The sequence below is a fragment of the Ferranicluibacter rubi genome (assembly GCF_011603255.1).
GTDB classification, from domain to species: Bacteria; Pseudomonadota; Alphaproteobacteria; order Rhizobiales; family Rhizobiaceae; genus Ferranicluibacter; species Ferranicluibacter rubi.
In genome coordinates this window covers 16,615-31,594 of sequence record NZ_JAANCM010000010.1, presented here as the reverse complement: position 1 = coordinate 31,594, position 14,980 = coordinate 16,615, and the positions used below count along the sequence as shown (strand labels likewise).

The window sequence follows — 14,980 nt, the reverse complement described above, 5'->3', positions numbered from 1 at the left end:
AGGCGCTTTGGAGCGCGAGGCGGCTCCATATCGGCAGTTTTGCGCGAAGAGTTCCCAAGAGCAACGATACTCGTCCGCAGGCACAGCATGCGCGCTTGCTTGGATGCGCCGTGCAAGTGCCCCGGAGCTGCCCTATCCGGAGCGCTCAATGAGCCATTGTTGGTTTCCATGCGGAACTGAGCCGGTGGGGGTGCGGACCAAATCTTAACCTGATTTTCAGTCAGTTCCTCCACTAAAACGCAGCACTTTTTCGGAGCTGTCAGGTGGATTGGTATCTAGTAGGAAAAATTTTGGTCACATTTGCCTTCCTGGCTTTCTCATTCGTGGGGACAGCGCGGGATGCGGTTAGGCTTGCTCCCACCGAAGCTTCCCAGGACAGAGCACGCCTGCGGATTGCTGCTAGATCTTCATTCATGTTTATTATTCTCATCGCGAGCGTCGTCGCTACCATTGCTGTGATAGCGCAGAGCAATAAACTCGACTGGATCCTACTAGCCTGCTTGCTGGTCTTTTATGCTGGTATTCTACTATTCGTCCTTGCTCGCATTTTTACGATTTCAGATAATGGAGACGACTCTGAAGGACTGTTGGATCGTTTTACCTTAACACTAGCCAAAAAATTCGGAATGAACTCTGGGTTATTCTTTGTTGTCGGTCGAATGATTGCTAAATCGGGGGCTGCAGTGTGGGCTTTTTATCTGTTGGCTGACTTTTTGACGCGCATGAATGCTGCAACCTGACCGCCAACGGGTATGGCTGAAGACCGATCGAGCAGGCTGTTAAGCCAAGGCACGGTGAGGACACGACAGAAACGCAAAACGAACCACCTTCACCTCATCTCGCCGTTCTCATCGACGCCGACAACGCCTTTGCCAAGATCGCCGATAGTCTCTTCTTACGTCGGGTCTTTGAAGCGGACACCGACCCCACCGCCATTTTCAGGAATGAACTCTATCCCCGCCTGCTCCAACGCCTCGCGGATGCGCGCAAGTGTTGTTTGTCGAAGGTCATCTCCTCGTTCCAAACGGACAACGGTCTGCGTCGAGACGCTTGCCGCTTTTGCAAGGTCTACGACTCCCCATCCCAACGCTGTCCGAGCCATCTTGCACTGAATTGACTTCATATCACCATACGATGGTGATTTTGGTTGCGCGCCATTTGCATTCCTTGTAAGTTGCCTCTGTAAGCGGCCAAACCGCGTGTTCCAGCACGAAGTTTGGCCTGACCACGCCTAGCTGTTGGGAGCTCGGATCATGGCTGATTCTGAGAATAGCAGAACTTTGTCTGCATTCACCCTAAGAAACCCTCCCTCAGTTTTCCGCGACACGTCCGCCTGACGACCTGTGCGGTCGCCATATCGCCCAGTGCGACGACCTCGTGCGCGAGTTCGTCATAAATCCGCATGGCACAACAAGAAAACGAAGGGAACGAACATCATGTCAGTCCTCGATCGACCTCGCAGACGGCTCATCGCGAGTTGCATCGCAGTCGCACTGTCGGCCGGATTATTTTGCACAGCCGCTGCAGCGGCCGAGCTACGGATCGGCACCCAGCTCAAACTCATGACGCTCGATCCACACTATGCCGACCTGAACGAGAACAACTCGTTGCTTGCTCACATCTATGAGCGTCTCGTCAATCAGGACGCGTCATTGAACCCGCAGCCTGGCCTGGCCGTTTCCTGGACGCGCATCTCCAAGAACAACTGGGCGTTCAAGCTCCGGGAGGGCGTTCGGTTCCATGACGGCGCGGCGTTTACAGCTCAAGACGTCATCTATTCGATCAATCGCATCCAGACGTTTCTGAAGCCGCCAAGCGGCGGCTTTCAGAACTACACCCAGAACATCAAATCGGTCACGGCACCGGATCCCCTCACCGTCGTCATCGAAACGACCGACGACGCCCCAACTCTGCCGCTGTCTCTGACGTCCATTTTCATCATGCACGAAAAGACGGACGGCTTTGCAACGACCGAGGATCTGAACTCTGGATCGCAGCCCGTCGGCACAGGACCCTACAAATTCCAGAGCTGGCAGTCGGGCGAAGGGCTCAAGCTGACCCGAAACGCGCAGTACTGGGGTGGAACACCTGCCTGGTCGGATGTCTCCTTCCGGGTGATCGAGAGCCCTGCCGCGCGCGTGGCCGCATTGAGCACGGGCGACCTCGATATTGCAGACTATATCCCGGCCCGTGATGTCGCCGGTCTCAAAGGCCGTGGCCTGACGATCGACAGCACCAGCGCCGCCAGATCCAACTTCCTGCAATTCGACGTCGGACGCGAGCAGCTGCCGGGGGTCACCGACAACGCCGGGAACCCGATCAAGAATCCATTCAAGGACAAGCGAGTCCGCGAGGCCCTGCGGATGGCCACCGACCGGCCCTTTATCACGGACAAGATCTTGCTCGGATTTGGAACGGCGGCTTCGCAGCTCTTTCCGGCGGGCTTGTCGGGCACATCCAAAAAGCTCGCTGTCGAGCGGCCGAATTACGAAGCCGCGAAAGCACTCCTCTCGGAAGCAGGTTTTCCGGATGGCTTTCACGTCGTGCTCGCCGGCCCGGCCGGGCGGTATCCCGGCGACAGCGAGTCCCTGCAAGCGGTCGCCCAGAATTGGGCCAGGATCGGCGTTGCCACTCAACCCGTCGTCGCGCCCTTCTCGGTTTTCGCCACGCAGCGATCCAACGGCGCCTATCCGGTCTGGTACGGAGGCTGCTCGGGTGAAGCTGTCACGTTCTGCCTGAAGGCTGTGCTCGCGTCTCCGGATCCAGACCTTGGGACGGGCTCGATCAACTACGGACAATATCAAAATCCGGCGTTCGATGAGATGCTTGCGAAAGCCACCGCCCTTGAGGATGGGCCTGCTCGCGAGGGGGCTCTTGCCGAAGCCACCGAGTTCGTCATGGCCGACGATCCCATCATCCCTCTCTACCATTTCCATCTGATCGTCGGGCACGGGCAAAGGGTGTCGTCCTACGCTGTTCATCCGCGCGGATGGACCACTGCCATGCAGGCCCTGCCTTCTGCAGAGTGAGGGATCGGTTGATGTTGAGCATTTTCACCCGAAGGGTTTCCCAAGCCCTTCTGCTTCTCCTCGTCATGTCGTTGATCGGGTTTGTCGGAATCCACAGCGTCGGCAACCCCGTCTTCAATGTCGTCAACATCGAAACAGCGACCGTCGAAGACATCCGAAACGCGACGATCGCCCTTGGGCTGGATCAGCCCCTGTGGCGACAGTACTTCCTTTTCATGGGAAACGTCGTCACCGGCGATTTCGGTACCTCCTACGTCTACCACCTGCCGGCCTTCAAACTGCTGTTAAGCAAGCTGCCGGCAACGCTGGAACTTGCCGTCATCGCTATGGCGCTGGCGGCTCCCGGGGGCGTCCTGCTCGGCTTGTGGGCTGGACGACATCAGGGCGGGGCAGCCGATCGCGCCATCCTGCGCGGCAGTGTTCTGGCCTTGAGCATTCCGTCTTTCTGGTTGAGCATGATGCTCATCCTGGGCGGTGCGCTGCTGACGGGATGGTTTCCATCGGGCGGTCGCGGAGCCACGCTCTCTTTCGCCGGTCAGGACTGGAGTGTCCTGACCCTCGACGGTCTACGGCACGTGTTCCTACCGGCGCTCGCCCTTGCTCTTCCCAACGTCGCGCTCATCGCAAGACTTGCGCGCGCTGGAACCATCGAGGTCGAACGGCAGGACTTCATCAGGTTCTGTCGAGCCAAGGGCCTTTCGAGCAAACGAATTCTGTTCCGCCACACCTTGCCGAACATCAGCATTCCCCTGGTGACGATTATCGGGATGCAGTTTGGTGGCATGCTGGCCTTTGCGGTCGTGGTGGAAACGATCTTCGCATGGCCGGGCATCGGAAAGCTGCTCATAGACTCCATCCAGTTTCTTGATCGCCCGGTCGTGATGGCCACGCTGACCTTCATCTCCGTCGCCTTCATCGCGTTAAACGCTGTTGTGGATCTTCTCTATGCCGTGCTCGACCCGCGCGTGCGCCTCTCCACGTAAGGATCTTTCATGTCGACAGATTTCATCGAGACGCTTCGGAGGCGCATGCCAACGGGCAGCATCCCTTTTTCCAAGGCGTTGCTCGGCACCTACATCCTCGTCGCCTTGGCGGCACCGATCATCGCGCCGCAAAATCCCTATGATCTCCTCCAGATCCGCGGGTGGGAGGCATCAGCGGCTCCAGGGACGATGGGGGGCGATGGCTATATCTATTGGCTGGGGACCGACGGACTTGGGCGAGACATCGTCAGCACGATCCTCTACGGCCTGCGCATCAGCTTGCTGGTGTCCATCGTCAGTACAGCCATTGCAGCCGTGGTCGGCGTCACGGCGGGCGTCGTTGCAGCCTATTTCGGCGGCTGGGTCGATGCCCTCGTCATGCGCATCGTGGACCTCCAGCTCAGCCTTCCGACGATCCTTGTCGCGCTGATCGCCATCGTCACCCTCGGGCCGGGGATCGATCGCATCATACTGGCGATCATCATCGTTCAATGGGCGACATATGGCAGGGTGACCCGAGCCGTCGCGTTGAGCGAGATCGGAAAGTCCTATCTCGACGCGGTCCGGCTTCTTCGTCTGCCAAAGAAGCGCATTCTCCTTCGGCACGTCATGCCCAACAGCATCGCTCCGGCACTAACTCTCATTCCCATCGAGCTCGGGCACGCGATCGCGCTCGAGGCAACTTTGTCTTTTCTCGGGCTGGGCGTTCCCATCGACAAGCCGTCCCTCGGCTCCACAGTGGCTGCTGGATTCCAATATCTCATGACCGGCCAATACTGGATCAGCCTGTTCCCGGGTCTCGCTCTGCTGGGCCTGATCGCCGCCATCAATTTCGTCGGAGAAGACACGCGTTCCAAACTGGATCCAAGGAGCAGATCCCTATGATCAAGGATATCACGCAGAAGCCGCTACTGGAGCTTAAGAAGCTGACGATCAGCTACCGGTCAAGATCTCAGACGAGGCCTGTCCTGCGCAACGTCGATCTGAGCCTTCACCGGGGTGAGATACTCGGGCTTATCGGCGAGTCCGGTGCGGGTAAATCGACAGTCGGAAACGCGATCATAGGGCTGCTCGCGCCAGAGTTCGTCCAAACGTCCGGATCCATCCTGTTTGAGGGTCGTGCTCTGGAGGGGATGGACGAGCAGGAGCGAGACGCGCTTCGAAGCCGCAGGATCGCTGCCATCTTTCAGGACCACACGATGTCGCTCGATCCCCTGATGAGCATCGGTGCTCAGCTGACGGAAGCGATCCGGGCCGCCTGCCCCGATCTTTCGGGCAAACAGACGCGCGGTCGAGCGATCGAACTGTTGACCCGGGTCGGGATCGAAAGCCCGAGCGAACGGTATCACAGTTATCCCCACCAGTTATCCGGCGGCCAGCGGCAGCGTGTCGTCATCGCGATCGCCCTTTCAGGAACACCCGACATTATCGTCGCGGATGAGCCGACTTCCGCGCTGGACGCGACAATCCAAAAGCAGATCCTGCAGCTTTTGCGTGAACTCGTCGCGGAAACCGGCGTGTCGATCATTCTTGTGACCCACGACATGGGTGTGATCTCGGAGATTGCCGACACGGTGGTCGTCATGCGGGACGGAAACGTCGTGGAGCACGGCTCGACAGCGACGCTCCTCGATCATCCGGTGGAACCCTATACGCGTGACCTTCTCGCCGCCGTTCCAAGACTTCGCATATCGAGCGGGAAGCGCACTGATCCGACGTTCGCGGTTGTGAACAATGCTTCAGCGGATGATGAGGAACCGGCGAAACGCGCGGCGATCCTTGTTGTGTCCGGCGTAACCAAAGCCTTCGGCAGGACGAGCTTCGGCTGGAGCCGCAAACCGCGCAAGCCTGCTTTGCAAGATATCTCGCTTGAACTCAAGCCCGGCGCCATCACCGGCATCGTTGGCGAAAGCGGGAGTGGCAAGAGCACGATCGGGCGGATCATTGCGGGTCTTGAGACAGCATGCGAGGGCGAGATTGTTATCGACGGAACACGCGTTGACGTCGCAAGCAGGAGACAGCCTGGCGGCATGCTGGGGCGAGTTCAGATGATCTTTCAGGACCCTGCAATGTCCCTCAATCCCCGCCTGCCGATCGGTGACACCTTGGCGGAGAGCGTCAGGTTTGGCAGCGCGCCGTCGACGGACGCAAGATTGGCCATCAGCGTCATCATGGATCGCCTGGGATTGCCGATGACGTTTTTGACCCGATACCCGCACCAACTGTCGGGAGGACAGAAACAGCGTGTCTGCATCGCACGCGCTCTTCTCGCCAAACCGCGGATTATCGTTGCTGACGAACCGACATCAGCCCTTGATGTCTCCGTGCAGGCCGAGATCGTGGAACTCCTCGGGCAAGCCGTCTCGCAGGAGGGCATCTCCATGTTGTTCATATCGCACGATCTTGCGCTCGTGCAGGCCCTCTGCAGTTCGATCTACATCTTCCAGAACGGCAGCGTCGTCGATGGCGGTTCACCGGAGTTCATATTCGGCCGTTCGACGAATGCCTACACGCGCTGCCTGATCGACGCTCGCCCGGAGCGTTTCACCATCTGACGGCGGTGTATCTCAACAGAGCCTTCTATCCCCTCGTTTTCCTCCGTCAGCTGAGCACCTTTCGGAGCGCAGGAGCATTCCCATGACAAAGACATTCACGATCGCCGTGACCGGCCAGTCCTTGATCAAGCACGACATTCGCAACACCGACGACCTGGCTTTCCAGAGTGTACGGGATTTGCTTGAAAAGGCCGATTTCGCCTTCACGAACTTCGAAAGCACAATCGATGGGCAGCATGGGGGATGGCCGCTGAAGGGGTCCTTCTTCGGCTGCAGTCTGCCCGTCGTCCTCGACAGTTTGAAGGACCTCGGTTTCCACGGTCTCTCGCTATCGAACAATCACGCTTTCGACCTTGGACCCTCGGGGATCCTGTCAACGCTGGAGGAGGTAGAAAGGCGCGGGTTCCTGCATGCCGGCATCGGGCGCAACCAGACCATGGCGGCTCGGGCAGGCAAGGGGTCATTCAACGGCCGGAAAATTGCACTTGTGGCGATGGATGCGGGGCCTGGACCAGATTTCATGTACGCCGGGGACGCAGCGAAGGATCGGCCGGAGCGTCCAGGCGTGAACCGGCTACACCTGACGAAGGTCGTTGACGTCGATGCAGAGGCATTCGACTACCTTCGCCTGATCCGCGACCGCATCGGCTACACCGACATGGACCTCGGCAATGACAGCCAGCCGGACGACCGACCGCCTGTCGATCCTGAGAACGAAATTTGCATCGCCCGTGCAATCTTCAGACGCGCCGAGCATTTCGGGAGACGTGTCAAAATCGATCAGACCAGTCTAACCAGACATTTGTCGGAGATCCGCAGCGCAACCGAGGACGGTGGCCTCGTCATTGCCTACCTTCATCATCACCATTGGGCCTCTGACTGGTATCAGGTGTCGAGCTGGGTCGGGGATATTGCGAAAGCCTGCATCGATGCCGGCGCAGCGATGTTCGTCAGCCACGGCGCCCCGGTTCTCCAGCCGGTGGAGATCTATCGAAACCGACCAATCTTCTATAGTCTTGGCAACTTCATTTTTCATGTGAAATCTGAGACGTCGCAGTGGACGGCGCCGGAGATCTGGGAGAGCGTGGTCGGGCTATGCGCCTTCGATGAAGCTGGAGAGCTTACCGCTATAGATTTCCATCCTGTCGTCATCGTCGCAAGTTCCAGCGGGCAGCACACCATGTTGGAAGAACGTCTCATGCCGCATCTCGCCCACGGCTCTGACGCCGAGAGGATCTTGATGCGGTTTCAAGCCCAATCTCTGTCGTTTGGTTCTCAACTCACGATAATTGATGGTACCGCTCGGATCATCTTGTGAAGTCGACCGCCCTAGGTTGCAGTGCTTGTCGCACCACACCAATGGTGCAATGATCGGCGACAGAAAGGTGCGGGATGGCTCCGCCTTGTCGGATATGCCCGCGTCAGCACCGTATGTCAGACCCTGTAGACTAAGCTCGACCAATTGGAGAACGCGGGTGCTAGGCCATCTTTCAGGAGACGGCCAGCGGCGCCATGGGCGCGGCTACGCTTTACCAACTTGCCAAGCGAGGCGCCAAGGTCGTCGGTATCGATCGCCAGGAAATGATGAAGGCCTGACGGATCGGCCGGAGGGGAGAACTTCTCCGGCGCTTCTGTGCCGCCGCGTTTGTTGTGATGGCCGCGTCGGCTAATGGTTTTGGAATCCGGGCACGGTTGCATACCTCACAAGGCCAAACGATCTTCTCTTATCCTTACGGTCACCTGCACGCCACTCCGCGGCCACTCGAAGGATATCGATCCACCAAGCGTACCCTGCATCGTTCGTCGGACGAGCTGGCTGCCGTAGCCGACAACTTCCGCCGGCGGGACGACATCAGGCCCGCCCTGCTCGCTCCAGAGTATTTCAACGTCCTGGCCAACGACCGTGCCGAACACGTCCAACGTTCCCTCCGGGCTAGAAAGCGCTCCATACTTAAGCGAGTTCGTTGCCAGCTCGTGAATGACCAACGCGAGGCCGTTGGCCGCATTCTCCCCCACACCCATTCGCGGGACCGCGACCCTTATTAGACCTGAGAACGCTGCGGTGCTGTCATAGGGTGCGAGGAGAACTGTGAACAGATCCCCAAGCAAAGCGGCGTTGCCCTGCCCGTCGGCAAGCGGCCGCACCAGATCGTGGGCCCGTCCGAGCGCGATCAGTCGCCGGGTAAGCTGGTCGGTCATGTCGTCGACAGATGTAGATGACCTGGACGTTATCTTGGTCAGTCCGGCTGCCACAGCCAGCAGGTTCTTGACCCTGTGGCTCATTTCGCCCGCCAGTAGTTCGTGACCCTCTTCAGCCTGCTTGCGCCCGGCCACGTCGAGGAAGACCCCTGTCATGGTCCGACCGACGATCCCTTCGTCGTGGCCTTGGCCACGCGCGGATATCCAGCGGATGTTCGATCCTACGATGATGCGGAAGTCGGTTTCGTACGGCCCTTTCACAGCGCGGGTGGCACGGAAGGCGGCCCGGACCCGGTCGCGGTCAGCCGGATGAATTTTCTCGGAGAGGTGTTCGAAGGTCAGCGTGCCCTCCCGCCCCACATCCCAGAGGCGGTATCCGTGTCCGTCCATGACGAAGACATCGGTATCGACCTCCCAGGACCATAATGCTACGCCTGCAGCCTCGATCGCACCGCGCAGATGTTCCGGTCCCCAGTCAGGTTCGTCTCTGGTCATACTGTCTGTCATCGTGTGCTCGCAGGCGGTTGTCCCACAGATATTGCCGGGAATGATCATGCCTGTTCTGCTTCAGAGCAGGGTCACCTTTCAACAGGGAACACAAGCCCTTGCCTGCATGGGGCAAGCCGTCGTTCAACGCGTGGTGAGACGTGCCTGTGCGGCGGTGGCGATGATCGTCGCTTCCTTGGCGAGACGCGCCTCACGCAGGCCAAGCGTCTCGGCCTCGCGTGTCCGCACGATCGAGTCGCGTTCTTCGACCTTGGTTTCGTTCAGGCCTGCCGCTTCTGAACAAATCCGCGGAACTTACAGAGCAATTCTATCCAGCCTAAGACGTATCGATACAAGCGCGCCGCTGGCTGGCCATGCATAGGTTATCGAGCCCCCGAGCGTCCCAGACATCGTCCGCTCCATCAGCTTGCTTCCGTAGCCCGCCGCACCCTGAGGTGGCGCGACCTCGGGCCCACCCTGCTCGCTCCAGGTGATCTCTACATTGTCTCCGACGATGGTGCCGGCCACGTTCAGGGTTCCGTTAGCGCTTGATAGAGATCCATACTTCAGCGAGTTCGTTGCGAGCTCATGAACGATATCGTCACGCCGACACCCAATCCGATCGTGCAAGGCTCGACGGGCATCCAGTAGCGGAACAATCACCTACGACTAATGTTCTTGTGCACCAACTGGGAGAACATCATGACGAACGGACCAAGCAGCGACATCATCGGACCAGACCGTGCACTCGAATGCCAGGAGAAATTCAACGTTCCGGTCACGCGCCTCATCGACGACGCAGTCCTCGCCGGCTGGCGAATACCCGAGGTGTTTGACGCTATGGAGGAAGTCATCCGGAATCGTCGGCGGTCCTACGCGGAAGCCCCTGATCCGGCAGACTCCCTGTTAGAAATTGCAATGCCCCCCGACCTCGACGGCGCCACCGCGAACCTCTGAACCCACACCAGTATCTTTCGCAGCAAAAGCAGACTCGCCCTGCAAGGCGCATCGCGTAGGATTGGCCACCCCGACCAAAGACAAGGTCTCGCTGTCGAACTGGAGGTGAAGCAATGTGGTTCATACCCATTAGCATCACTCTTACGATACGGAAAACCCGCAAGAGCTGACAGGCGAGCGTGCGGGTCAATTTCCTAACGTAAATGGCGGGGGCGGACAAAAGCTCACCCCCTACTCCAGACCACGACATAATGTCTCATCTCAGACCTAGCAATCACCCCGGACGTCGCGTTGGCTAAAATGACATAGGGTAGGTGCAAAAATTGCGACAGGTCCGTCCGTCTCGCTCTGCGACGATAGCTCAGAATGTTTTGGTACGTGAGGCTAACAGCCTTGTTCAGGCTCTTACGCTGGATCAGCTTGCCGTGGAAAGCAGGCCTCTGCGCTCATCTGCTCGGAGCCGAGGAGAGTGGAGATGAACGGCAGCGGAGACACGATCTGGGTTTGCAAGGTGACGCGAGAGAACCCCGGCAGTTCGTCGCAGGCGACGTCGTCTGAAAGCGAAATCATCTGATTGGTGAGCGAGATCCCCCAACCTCCAGCCTCGCTCTTGGCAAAGGCCACGGTGAGGTCTGGCTTATAAATGCCAGCCGTTGCGCAACCGTCGGCGCGGATACCCATGCAACGAGCAACGGTCATTGCTGTCTTATCAAGCGCGGTCTGGGTCCAAAGGACACGGCCGATCTCAACCGTCCCCAACAACAGCAGCATCAGCGGCCAGAAGACAATAGCGAATTCCACGGCTGTTGCGCCGCTGCGGTCCTTGATGAAGCGGTAGGTCACGGGACTACTGCAGCACGGCAAGTGTTTGGATACGGATACCTTCGGTGCCGATGAGACCAGCGGCGGGAAGGAGTGGCTTGTAGGGCTGCGTCAGTTCGAACGAAACATAGCGTGCCGACAGGCTCTTGTCGGGGCACGCCGTGGCGCAGGGCACCTTGCTCCCCCACTGGATAGTGCCGCCGCTCTGTGTCGGGCACCGGCATTCGTCAACGGCGGACGCAGAGCCTTTCGGCGTCATTCGGCCCTCGACGGATGTGTAGGTGCGGCCGCCATTGAAGCTGATGGCCAACTGGGAATGTTCGGACTGACCTCCGCGCGCGACCCGCAGCATGGTCGCAAACGTAGAGACGGTCGTGTCGGCGGTCGCCGCCGTTACCGCTGCGCCCGAAATCAGCGCGCGGTTGACAGCCGCAGAAACCGCTTCGTTGACCTGCATTCGCGTCATCGTCGCCAGGCCGATTTCCGCCGTGCCTGCAAAGATCAGCAGGAAGACAGGCGCGATCAAAGCGAACTCAACGGCAGAAGCGCCGCTACGGCTTTTGCGAAATTTGCTTAGATAGGTTTCAAGATTTCGGATCATGTTAGCGAACCAGTTTGACGGAGTTCTTCGAGCCCGTGGCCCCGAGGAGTTTCTTGCATTTCGTGGCTGCGGACGTGCCGCCGGCAACGGTGATGGCACTGCCGATCATCGTCAGGCAATCGCTGGCGGTACCGGATGCCGACGCCCCGCCGTCCATGCGGATGGGACCATTCGGGAAATAGAAGGCGCCGGCGATGATGCCGCCGCCAGCACCCCCGGTAAGGGTCGCCCCAGCCTTGACCTTGGCAGGACCCAGTACGGCAAGCTGGGCGTAAGTACCCGTTGTCGGTGAGACCAGCACCATGTCGTTATATCCGGCAGAAGCACAGAAAGCCGTCCCGTCGCAGGCGCCGCCCGACATGCGTTCCTTGCCGGAAAGCACGAGTGTGACATTATTGGCCAGAAGGCTCGTCGTGCGGCCGTTGCAGGTGGAAGCCCCCCCGCTGCTCTGGCCAAGCCCGAGATAGCCGTCGATCAGGTAGGCACCGGCGCCGAGTTCCAGCGCACCTTGTACGTTTACAGAGCCGTTGATCTCGTGGCTGTCAACGGCAGGCAGAGCCAGGCAGGTGCCGCCTCCGGTTTCGATACGACCTGCAATCTCGAAGGTCGTGGCCGAACCCTTTGCGCCGGCAAGGATCAGCGACCCGCTCTGCACGTCGATCGCTCGGCCTGTCTGTGACATGCCGAAACGGTAGCTGTTCCGGTCGCCGCCTCCGAGCCGCGCGTCGAGCCCACCGCTGACCAGAATGCCCGCAGGAAGCTCGAAGACGGAAGGGCCGGCAAAGCTCATGATGCCGTTATTGCCGCCGCATATGCTGAAGCCGCAGGGGCCTTTGCCCACTTGGAAACGGCCAGCACCGAAGCGCGCTTCGCTGCCGCCCATGGTGATGCCAGCGGAAACGACGTAGGTGCCAGCGGGGAAGCGGTAGTTGCCGCCACTCTGGCTCTTGATGCTCGTGAAATTATAGTTCGCGGCACCCTTTCGCGCGATGTCGCGGTTGAGGTCGAATTCGAGCAGCAGGCTGCTTTCAATTAAAAGGTTGCCGAAGGTGAACGTATCGCGTGATGCGTCGCAGGTGACCGTCCACGTGTTGTTGTCGAAAGCGGCTGTGCATCCCTGTCCCGCAAGAGCGGTGGCCAGCGCCTCGCGCTTTGTACGGTCCCAAGGGTTAAAGTCGAGGTCGCTGCCGCGGACGGCGCCCGGCGGTGCTGGCCCTTTAAGGTTGGCGGTATCCTTTACGCTGGCATAGGCTGCGAGCACGCCCTTGTGGCTTTCCAGCGGGTCCGCCGTCGCCGCCTTTACGATCGGCGCAGGGCTCTTGTCAGCTTTCTGAATGCTTCGGCACCATTCCGGCTGCTCAGGGGCGGAAGCCGAATTGTATAGCGCCTGCTTCGTAATGATCGAGGTACCGCAAGGCGAAGTTATGGTCGCGTTCGAGGCGATGGTGCATTCCGGCGCACTCAGCGTCGTGCCACCGGACATGGTTATGCCGGTGCTGGCGGAGTCGAGTGCGATGATGCAGGCAGCCTCCTCGGTTCCGCTGCCGATTTCGGCGAGAGAGGTCGTCTGGATGGTTACGTCGAGAGCGCCGACGACCTTTGCGAGATAGATGGGCTGTGGCGACGATACGACGACGGACACGGCTTTCGCCGCAGCGTTGCGCGGCGAGGTGACGAGGCTGACAGTAACGTTTCCCGCAGGCATGCCTTGGAGTTCCGCAATGCTCCTGGCGCTCGCCTGCATCGCCGCTTCACTCGTTGCCTTACCATAAGCGAGCGCGCCGGCATAAGAGGCAACATCCGTAACCCGCTGCTGCTCGATCTGCTTCGTCAGGGAATAACTGTATTCCGTTGCAAGCGCCGCAAAGCCGATCATAATCGGCAATATGATGGCCGCGATAATCGCGACTCCGCCGTTTTCGTCGTTCAATATACTGGACACGGACGTCCTACTGTCAGTTTGAAAATTGATAATAACAAGGCGATGCTGCTCACACTTCGCGAGTCCATCACTAGCAATGAAGATGATGCGGATATTCTAACATTCCCCTAAAATTAGGGGCTCACAGAAAAAAATTCGTCCGTTCTTACGATGCCCTATGCAGAAAGATCGGTCTACGCAACGTGCCGCTTATATAAGTCAATCCCCTTAGAGGCCTGTACCCTACCCGATCTCTCCGACGATGCAGGCTCGGCCTGCAAAAGAAGCGTATGCACTCATGGAGACGACCTTTCCGTTCGGACCGGGCAAGCGAGCCGGTTAAGTCAGCGCGCGTCGTAAAGTAAACGCTCTTTCCGGCTTTCGAGGCCTCGACGCCCAGCGCTGTGTCAAGATGAATCTTGCCTATTCCTGGTGGGCCGAGAACGTGAACCGCTCGTGACAATCGAAGCCGGGGAGTTGTGCCAGGAGGAAGATGCAATCACGGTCCCGCAAGGGTCGGAAGGTAAAGTCGAAACCGGCAAGTGTCTTGATCGTTGTCATCCTCCCCATCCGCAAGGCGGTCTTAATTCGGCTGATCTCGCGGAGGGTCAGTTTCTCGGACACGAGGATATCGATGGCCCAAGTGCGGATAGCACACCGTGCTCGAGCAGCGCACGACAAGGTCCAGCGCTTCCAGTGCGCGCGGCATCTCCAGACCGACGAGATCATCACGGATACAATCGAACATGGACAGAACGGCATCGAGGGTCGCGCTCATGGCCGGTTCTCCAGTGCCAAAACCATGCCGGCGGCATCATGAAGGCGAGCGATCGCTGCAGCACGGTGTCTCCGGCGGGTTTGAGTATATGGAATTGATCCCGCGTCCCCGGCCGGTGTTGCGGCATGTTCGATTAAGCGTCGTTTCGCGTCCTTTTCCTGAAACAGTACCAAACGCGGCCTCATCATTAATCGCGAGGTTCATCATATCGCCACGGTCATGTCTCGGCTAGGTCGACATCCTCGATCAAGGCATGCTCGTCACATTGCGCGGCAAGACGGGACGGCGAAAGGTCCCGGTGGGTCGTGGATCATCGGGCGCCACCTGCCCCATCGTGGCGGTCGAAACCTGAACACGTTTGCCGTGCTTGTCCGCGGACCGCTGTTCCACGGTGTCACCTGACACGACTGGGCCCCGTCGAACGGGATCGTCTCAACGACAGGGAGGCGCGCGGCTGCACCGACCTCCGCCTGGAGAATGTCTCTGTCGCCTACACGTCGAGAATGATGCCGTGATCTTTGTTGGTAAGATAGTCGATCGCAAATACAATATGCGCCATGCCGGCACTCGAGTTTGCCGCAAGCGTCACAACAATATCGTCGTAGGATATAAAAACGCGATTGTCGGATGTCATTTACACGCTGACGCA

General features: G+C 59.1%; 14 protein-coding genes and 1 pseudogene. 8 read left to right on the top strand and 7 right to left on the bottom strand.

What is annotated here, in order from left to right:
* The first annotated feature begins 263 nt into the window (after positions 1–263).
* Positions 264–740: a hypothetical protein gene (locus G8E10_RS18140; RefSeq protein WP_167130188.1), complete on the top strand. Its 477-nt coding sequence runs from the start codon at positions 264–266 to the stop codon at positions 738–740.
* A gap of 155 nt (positions 741–895) precedes the next feature.
* On the opposite strand, the gene G8E10_RS18135 is transcribed toward G8E10_RS18140, so the two are convergent.
* A complete protein-coding gene (locus G8E10_RS18135) occupies positions 896–1,123 on the bottom strand; it encodes a helix-turn-helix domain-containing protein (protein ID WP_167130187.1) in 228 nt (75 codons plus the stop codon).
* Positions 1,124–1,436: 313 nt separating this feature from the next.
* Between G8E10_RS18135 and G8E10_RS18130 the strand changes: the two genes are divergently transcribed.
* From G8E10_RS18130 to G8E10_RS18110, 5 genes are all read left to right on the top strand, one after another.
* Complete coding sequence (locus G8E10_RS18130) at positions 1,437–3,029, top strand: ABC transporter substrate-binding protein (protein ID WP_167130319.1); 1,593 nt, start codon at positions 1,437–1,439, stop codon at positions 3,027–3,029.
* A gap of 11 nt (positions 3,030–3,040) precedes the next feature.
* A complete protein-coding gene (locus G8E10_RS18125) occupies positions 3,041–4,012 on the top strand; it encodes an ABC transporter permease (protein ID WP_167130318.1) in 972 nt (323 codons plus the stop codon).
* A 9-nt stretch (positions 4,013–4,021) separates the two neighbouring features.
* Complete coding sequence (locus G8E10_RS18120; protein WP_167130186.1) at positions 4,022–4,897, top strand: ABC transporter permease; 876 nt, start codon at positions 4,022–4,024, stop codon at positions 4,895–4,897.
* Positions 4,894–6,567: a dipeptide ABC transporter ATP-binding protein gene (locus G8E10_RS18115; RefSeq protein WP_167130185.1), complete on the top strand. Its 1,674-nt coding sequence runs from the start codon at positions 4,894–4,896 to the stop codon at positions 6,565–6,567. The genes G8E10_RS18120 and G8E10_RS18115 overlap by 4 nt, the downstream gene beginning before the upstream one ends.
* An 82-nt stretch (positions 6,568–6,649) precedes the next feature.
* The gene (locus G8E10_RS18110; RefSeq protein WP_167130184.1) at positions 6,650–7,885 is read left to right on the top strand and encodes a CapA family protein; all 1,236 of its coding nucleotides are present in this window, start codon (positions 6,650–6,652) and stop codon (positions 7,883–7,885) included.
* A gap of 383 nt (positions 7,886–8,268) precedes the next feature.
* Here G8E10_RS18110 and G8E10_RS18105 read toward each other — a convergent pair whose 3' ends face one another.
* Positions 8,269–9,261 carry a sensor histidine kinase gene (locus G8E10_RS18105; RefSeq protein WP_167130317.1) on the bottom strand — a complete coding sequence of 331 codons (993 nt, stop codon included), beginning with the start codon at positions 9,259–9,261 and terminating at the stop codon, positions 8,269–8,271.
* 693 nt (positions 9,262–9,954) lie between these two features.
* Between G8E10_RS18105 and G8E10_RS18100 the strand changes: the two genes are divergently transcribed.
* Positions 9,955–10,209, top strand: a complete 255-nt coding sequence (locus G8E10_RS18100) for a hypothetical protein (RefSeq protein ID WP_281517652.1) — start codon at positions 9,955–9,957, stop codon at positions 10,207–10,209.
* Between the two features lie 405 nt (positions 10,210–10,614).
* Here G8E10_RS18100 and G8E10_RS18095 read toward each other — a convergent pair whose 3' ends face one another.
* The 4 genes from G8E10_RS18095 to G8E10_RS26055 form a co-directional block, all read right to left on the bottom strand.
* Complete coding sequence (locus G8E10_RS18095) at positions 10,615–11,052, bottom strand: TadE/TadG family type IV pilus assembly protein (RefSeq protein WP_167130183.1); 438 nt, start codon at positions 11,050–11,052, stop codon at positions 10,615–10,617.
* 4 nt (positions 11,053–11,056) lie between these two features.
* Positions 11,057–11,632, bottom strand: coding sequence for a TadE/TadG family type IV pilus assembly protein (locus G8E10_RS18090; RefSeq protein ID WP_132715239.1), 576 nt, complete (start codon positions 11,630–11,632; stop codon positions 11,057–11,059).
* A 1-nt stretch (position 11,633) separates the two neighbouring features.
* Entirely contained in the window at positions 11,634–13,574 is a 1,941-nt protein-coding gene (locus tag G8E10_RS18085; protein ID WP_167130182.1) for a pilus assembly protein TadG-related protein, read from the bottom strand.
* Positions 13,575–13,719: 145 nt separating this feature from the next.
* Entirely contained in the window at positions 13,720–14,016 is a 297-nt protein-coding gene (locus G8E10_RS26055) for an ATP-binding protein (protein WP_281517671.1), read from the bottom strand.
* A 547-nt stretch (positions 14,017–14,563) separates the two neighbouring features.
* Here G8E10_RS26055 and G8E10_RS26345 point away from each other — a divergent pair.
* A pseudogene (locus tag G8E10_RS26345) lies at positions 14,564–14,730 on the top strand (integrase); the annotation flags it as partial.
* Between the two features lie 91 nt (positions 14,731–14,821).
* On the opposite strand, the gene G8E10_RS18075 reads toward G8E10_RS26345, so the two are convergent.
* Positions 14,822–14,965, bottom strand: coding sequence for a hypothetical protein (locus tag G8E10_RS18075; protein WP_167130181.1), 144 nt, complete (start codon positions 14,963–14,965; stop codon positions 14,822–14,824).
* Positions 14,966–14,980 lie beyond the last annotated feature (15 nt).

Bases quoted from the DNA above. Each gene is read 5' to 3' on its own strand.
- G8E10_RS18135 (WP_167130187.1), bottom strand. From the start codon at position 1,123: ATGAAGTCAATTCAGTGCAAGATGGCTCGGACAGCGTTGGGATGGGGA.
- G8E10_RS18130 (WP_167130319.1), top strand. From the start codon at position 1,437: ATGTCAGTCCTCGATCGACCTCGCAGACGGCTCATCGCGAGTTGCATC.
- G8E10_RS18125 (WP_167130318.1), top strand. From the start codon at position 3,041: ATGTTGAGCATTTTCACCCGAAGGGTTTCCCAAGCCCTTCTGCTTCTC.
- G8E10_RS18120 (WP_167130186.1), top strand. From the start codon at position 4,022: ATGTCGACAGATTTCATCGAGACGCTTCGGAGGCGCATGCCAACGGGC.
- G8E10_RS18115 (WP_167130185.1), top strand. From the start codon at position 4,894: ATGATCAAGGATATCACGCAGAAGCCGCTACTGGAGCTTAAGAAGCTG.
- G8E10_RS18110 (WP_167130184.1), top strand. From the start codon at position 6,650: ATGACAAAGACATTCACGATCGCCGTGACCGGCCAGTCCTTGATCAAG.
- G8E10_RS18105 (WP_167130317.1), bottom strand. From the start codon at position 9,261: ATGACCAGAGACGAACCTGACTGGGGACCGGAACATCTGCGCGGTGCG.
- G8E10_RS18100 (WP_281517652.1), top strand. From the start codon at position 9,955: ATGACGAACGGACCAAGCAGCGACATCATCGGACCAGACCGTGCACTC.
- G8E10_RS18090 (WP_132715239.1), bottom strand. From the start codon at position 11,632: ATGATCCGAAATCTTGAAACCTATCTAAGCAAATTTCGCAAAAGCCGT.
- G8E10_RS18075 (WP_167130181.1), bottom strand. From the start codon at position 14,965: ATGACATCCGACAATCGCGTTTTTATATCCTACGACGATATTGTTGTG.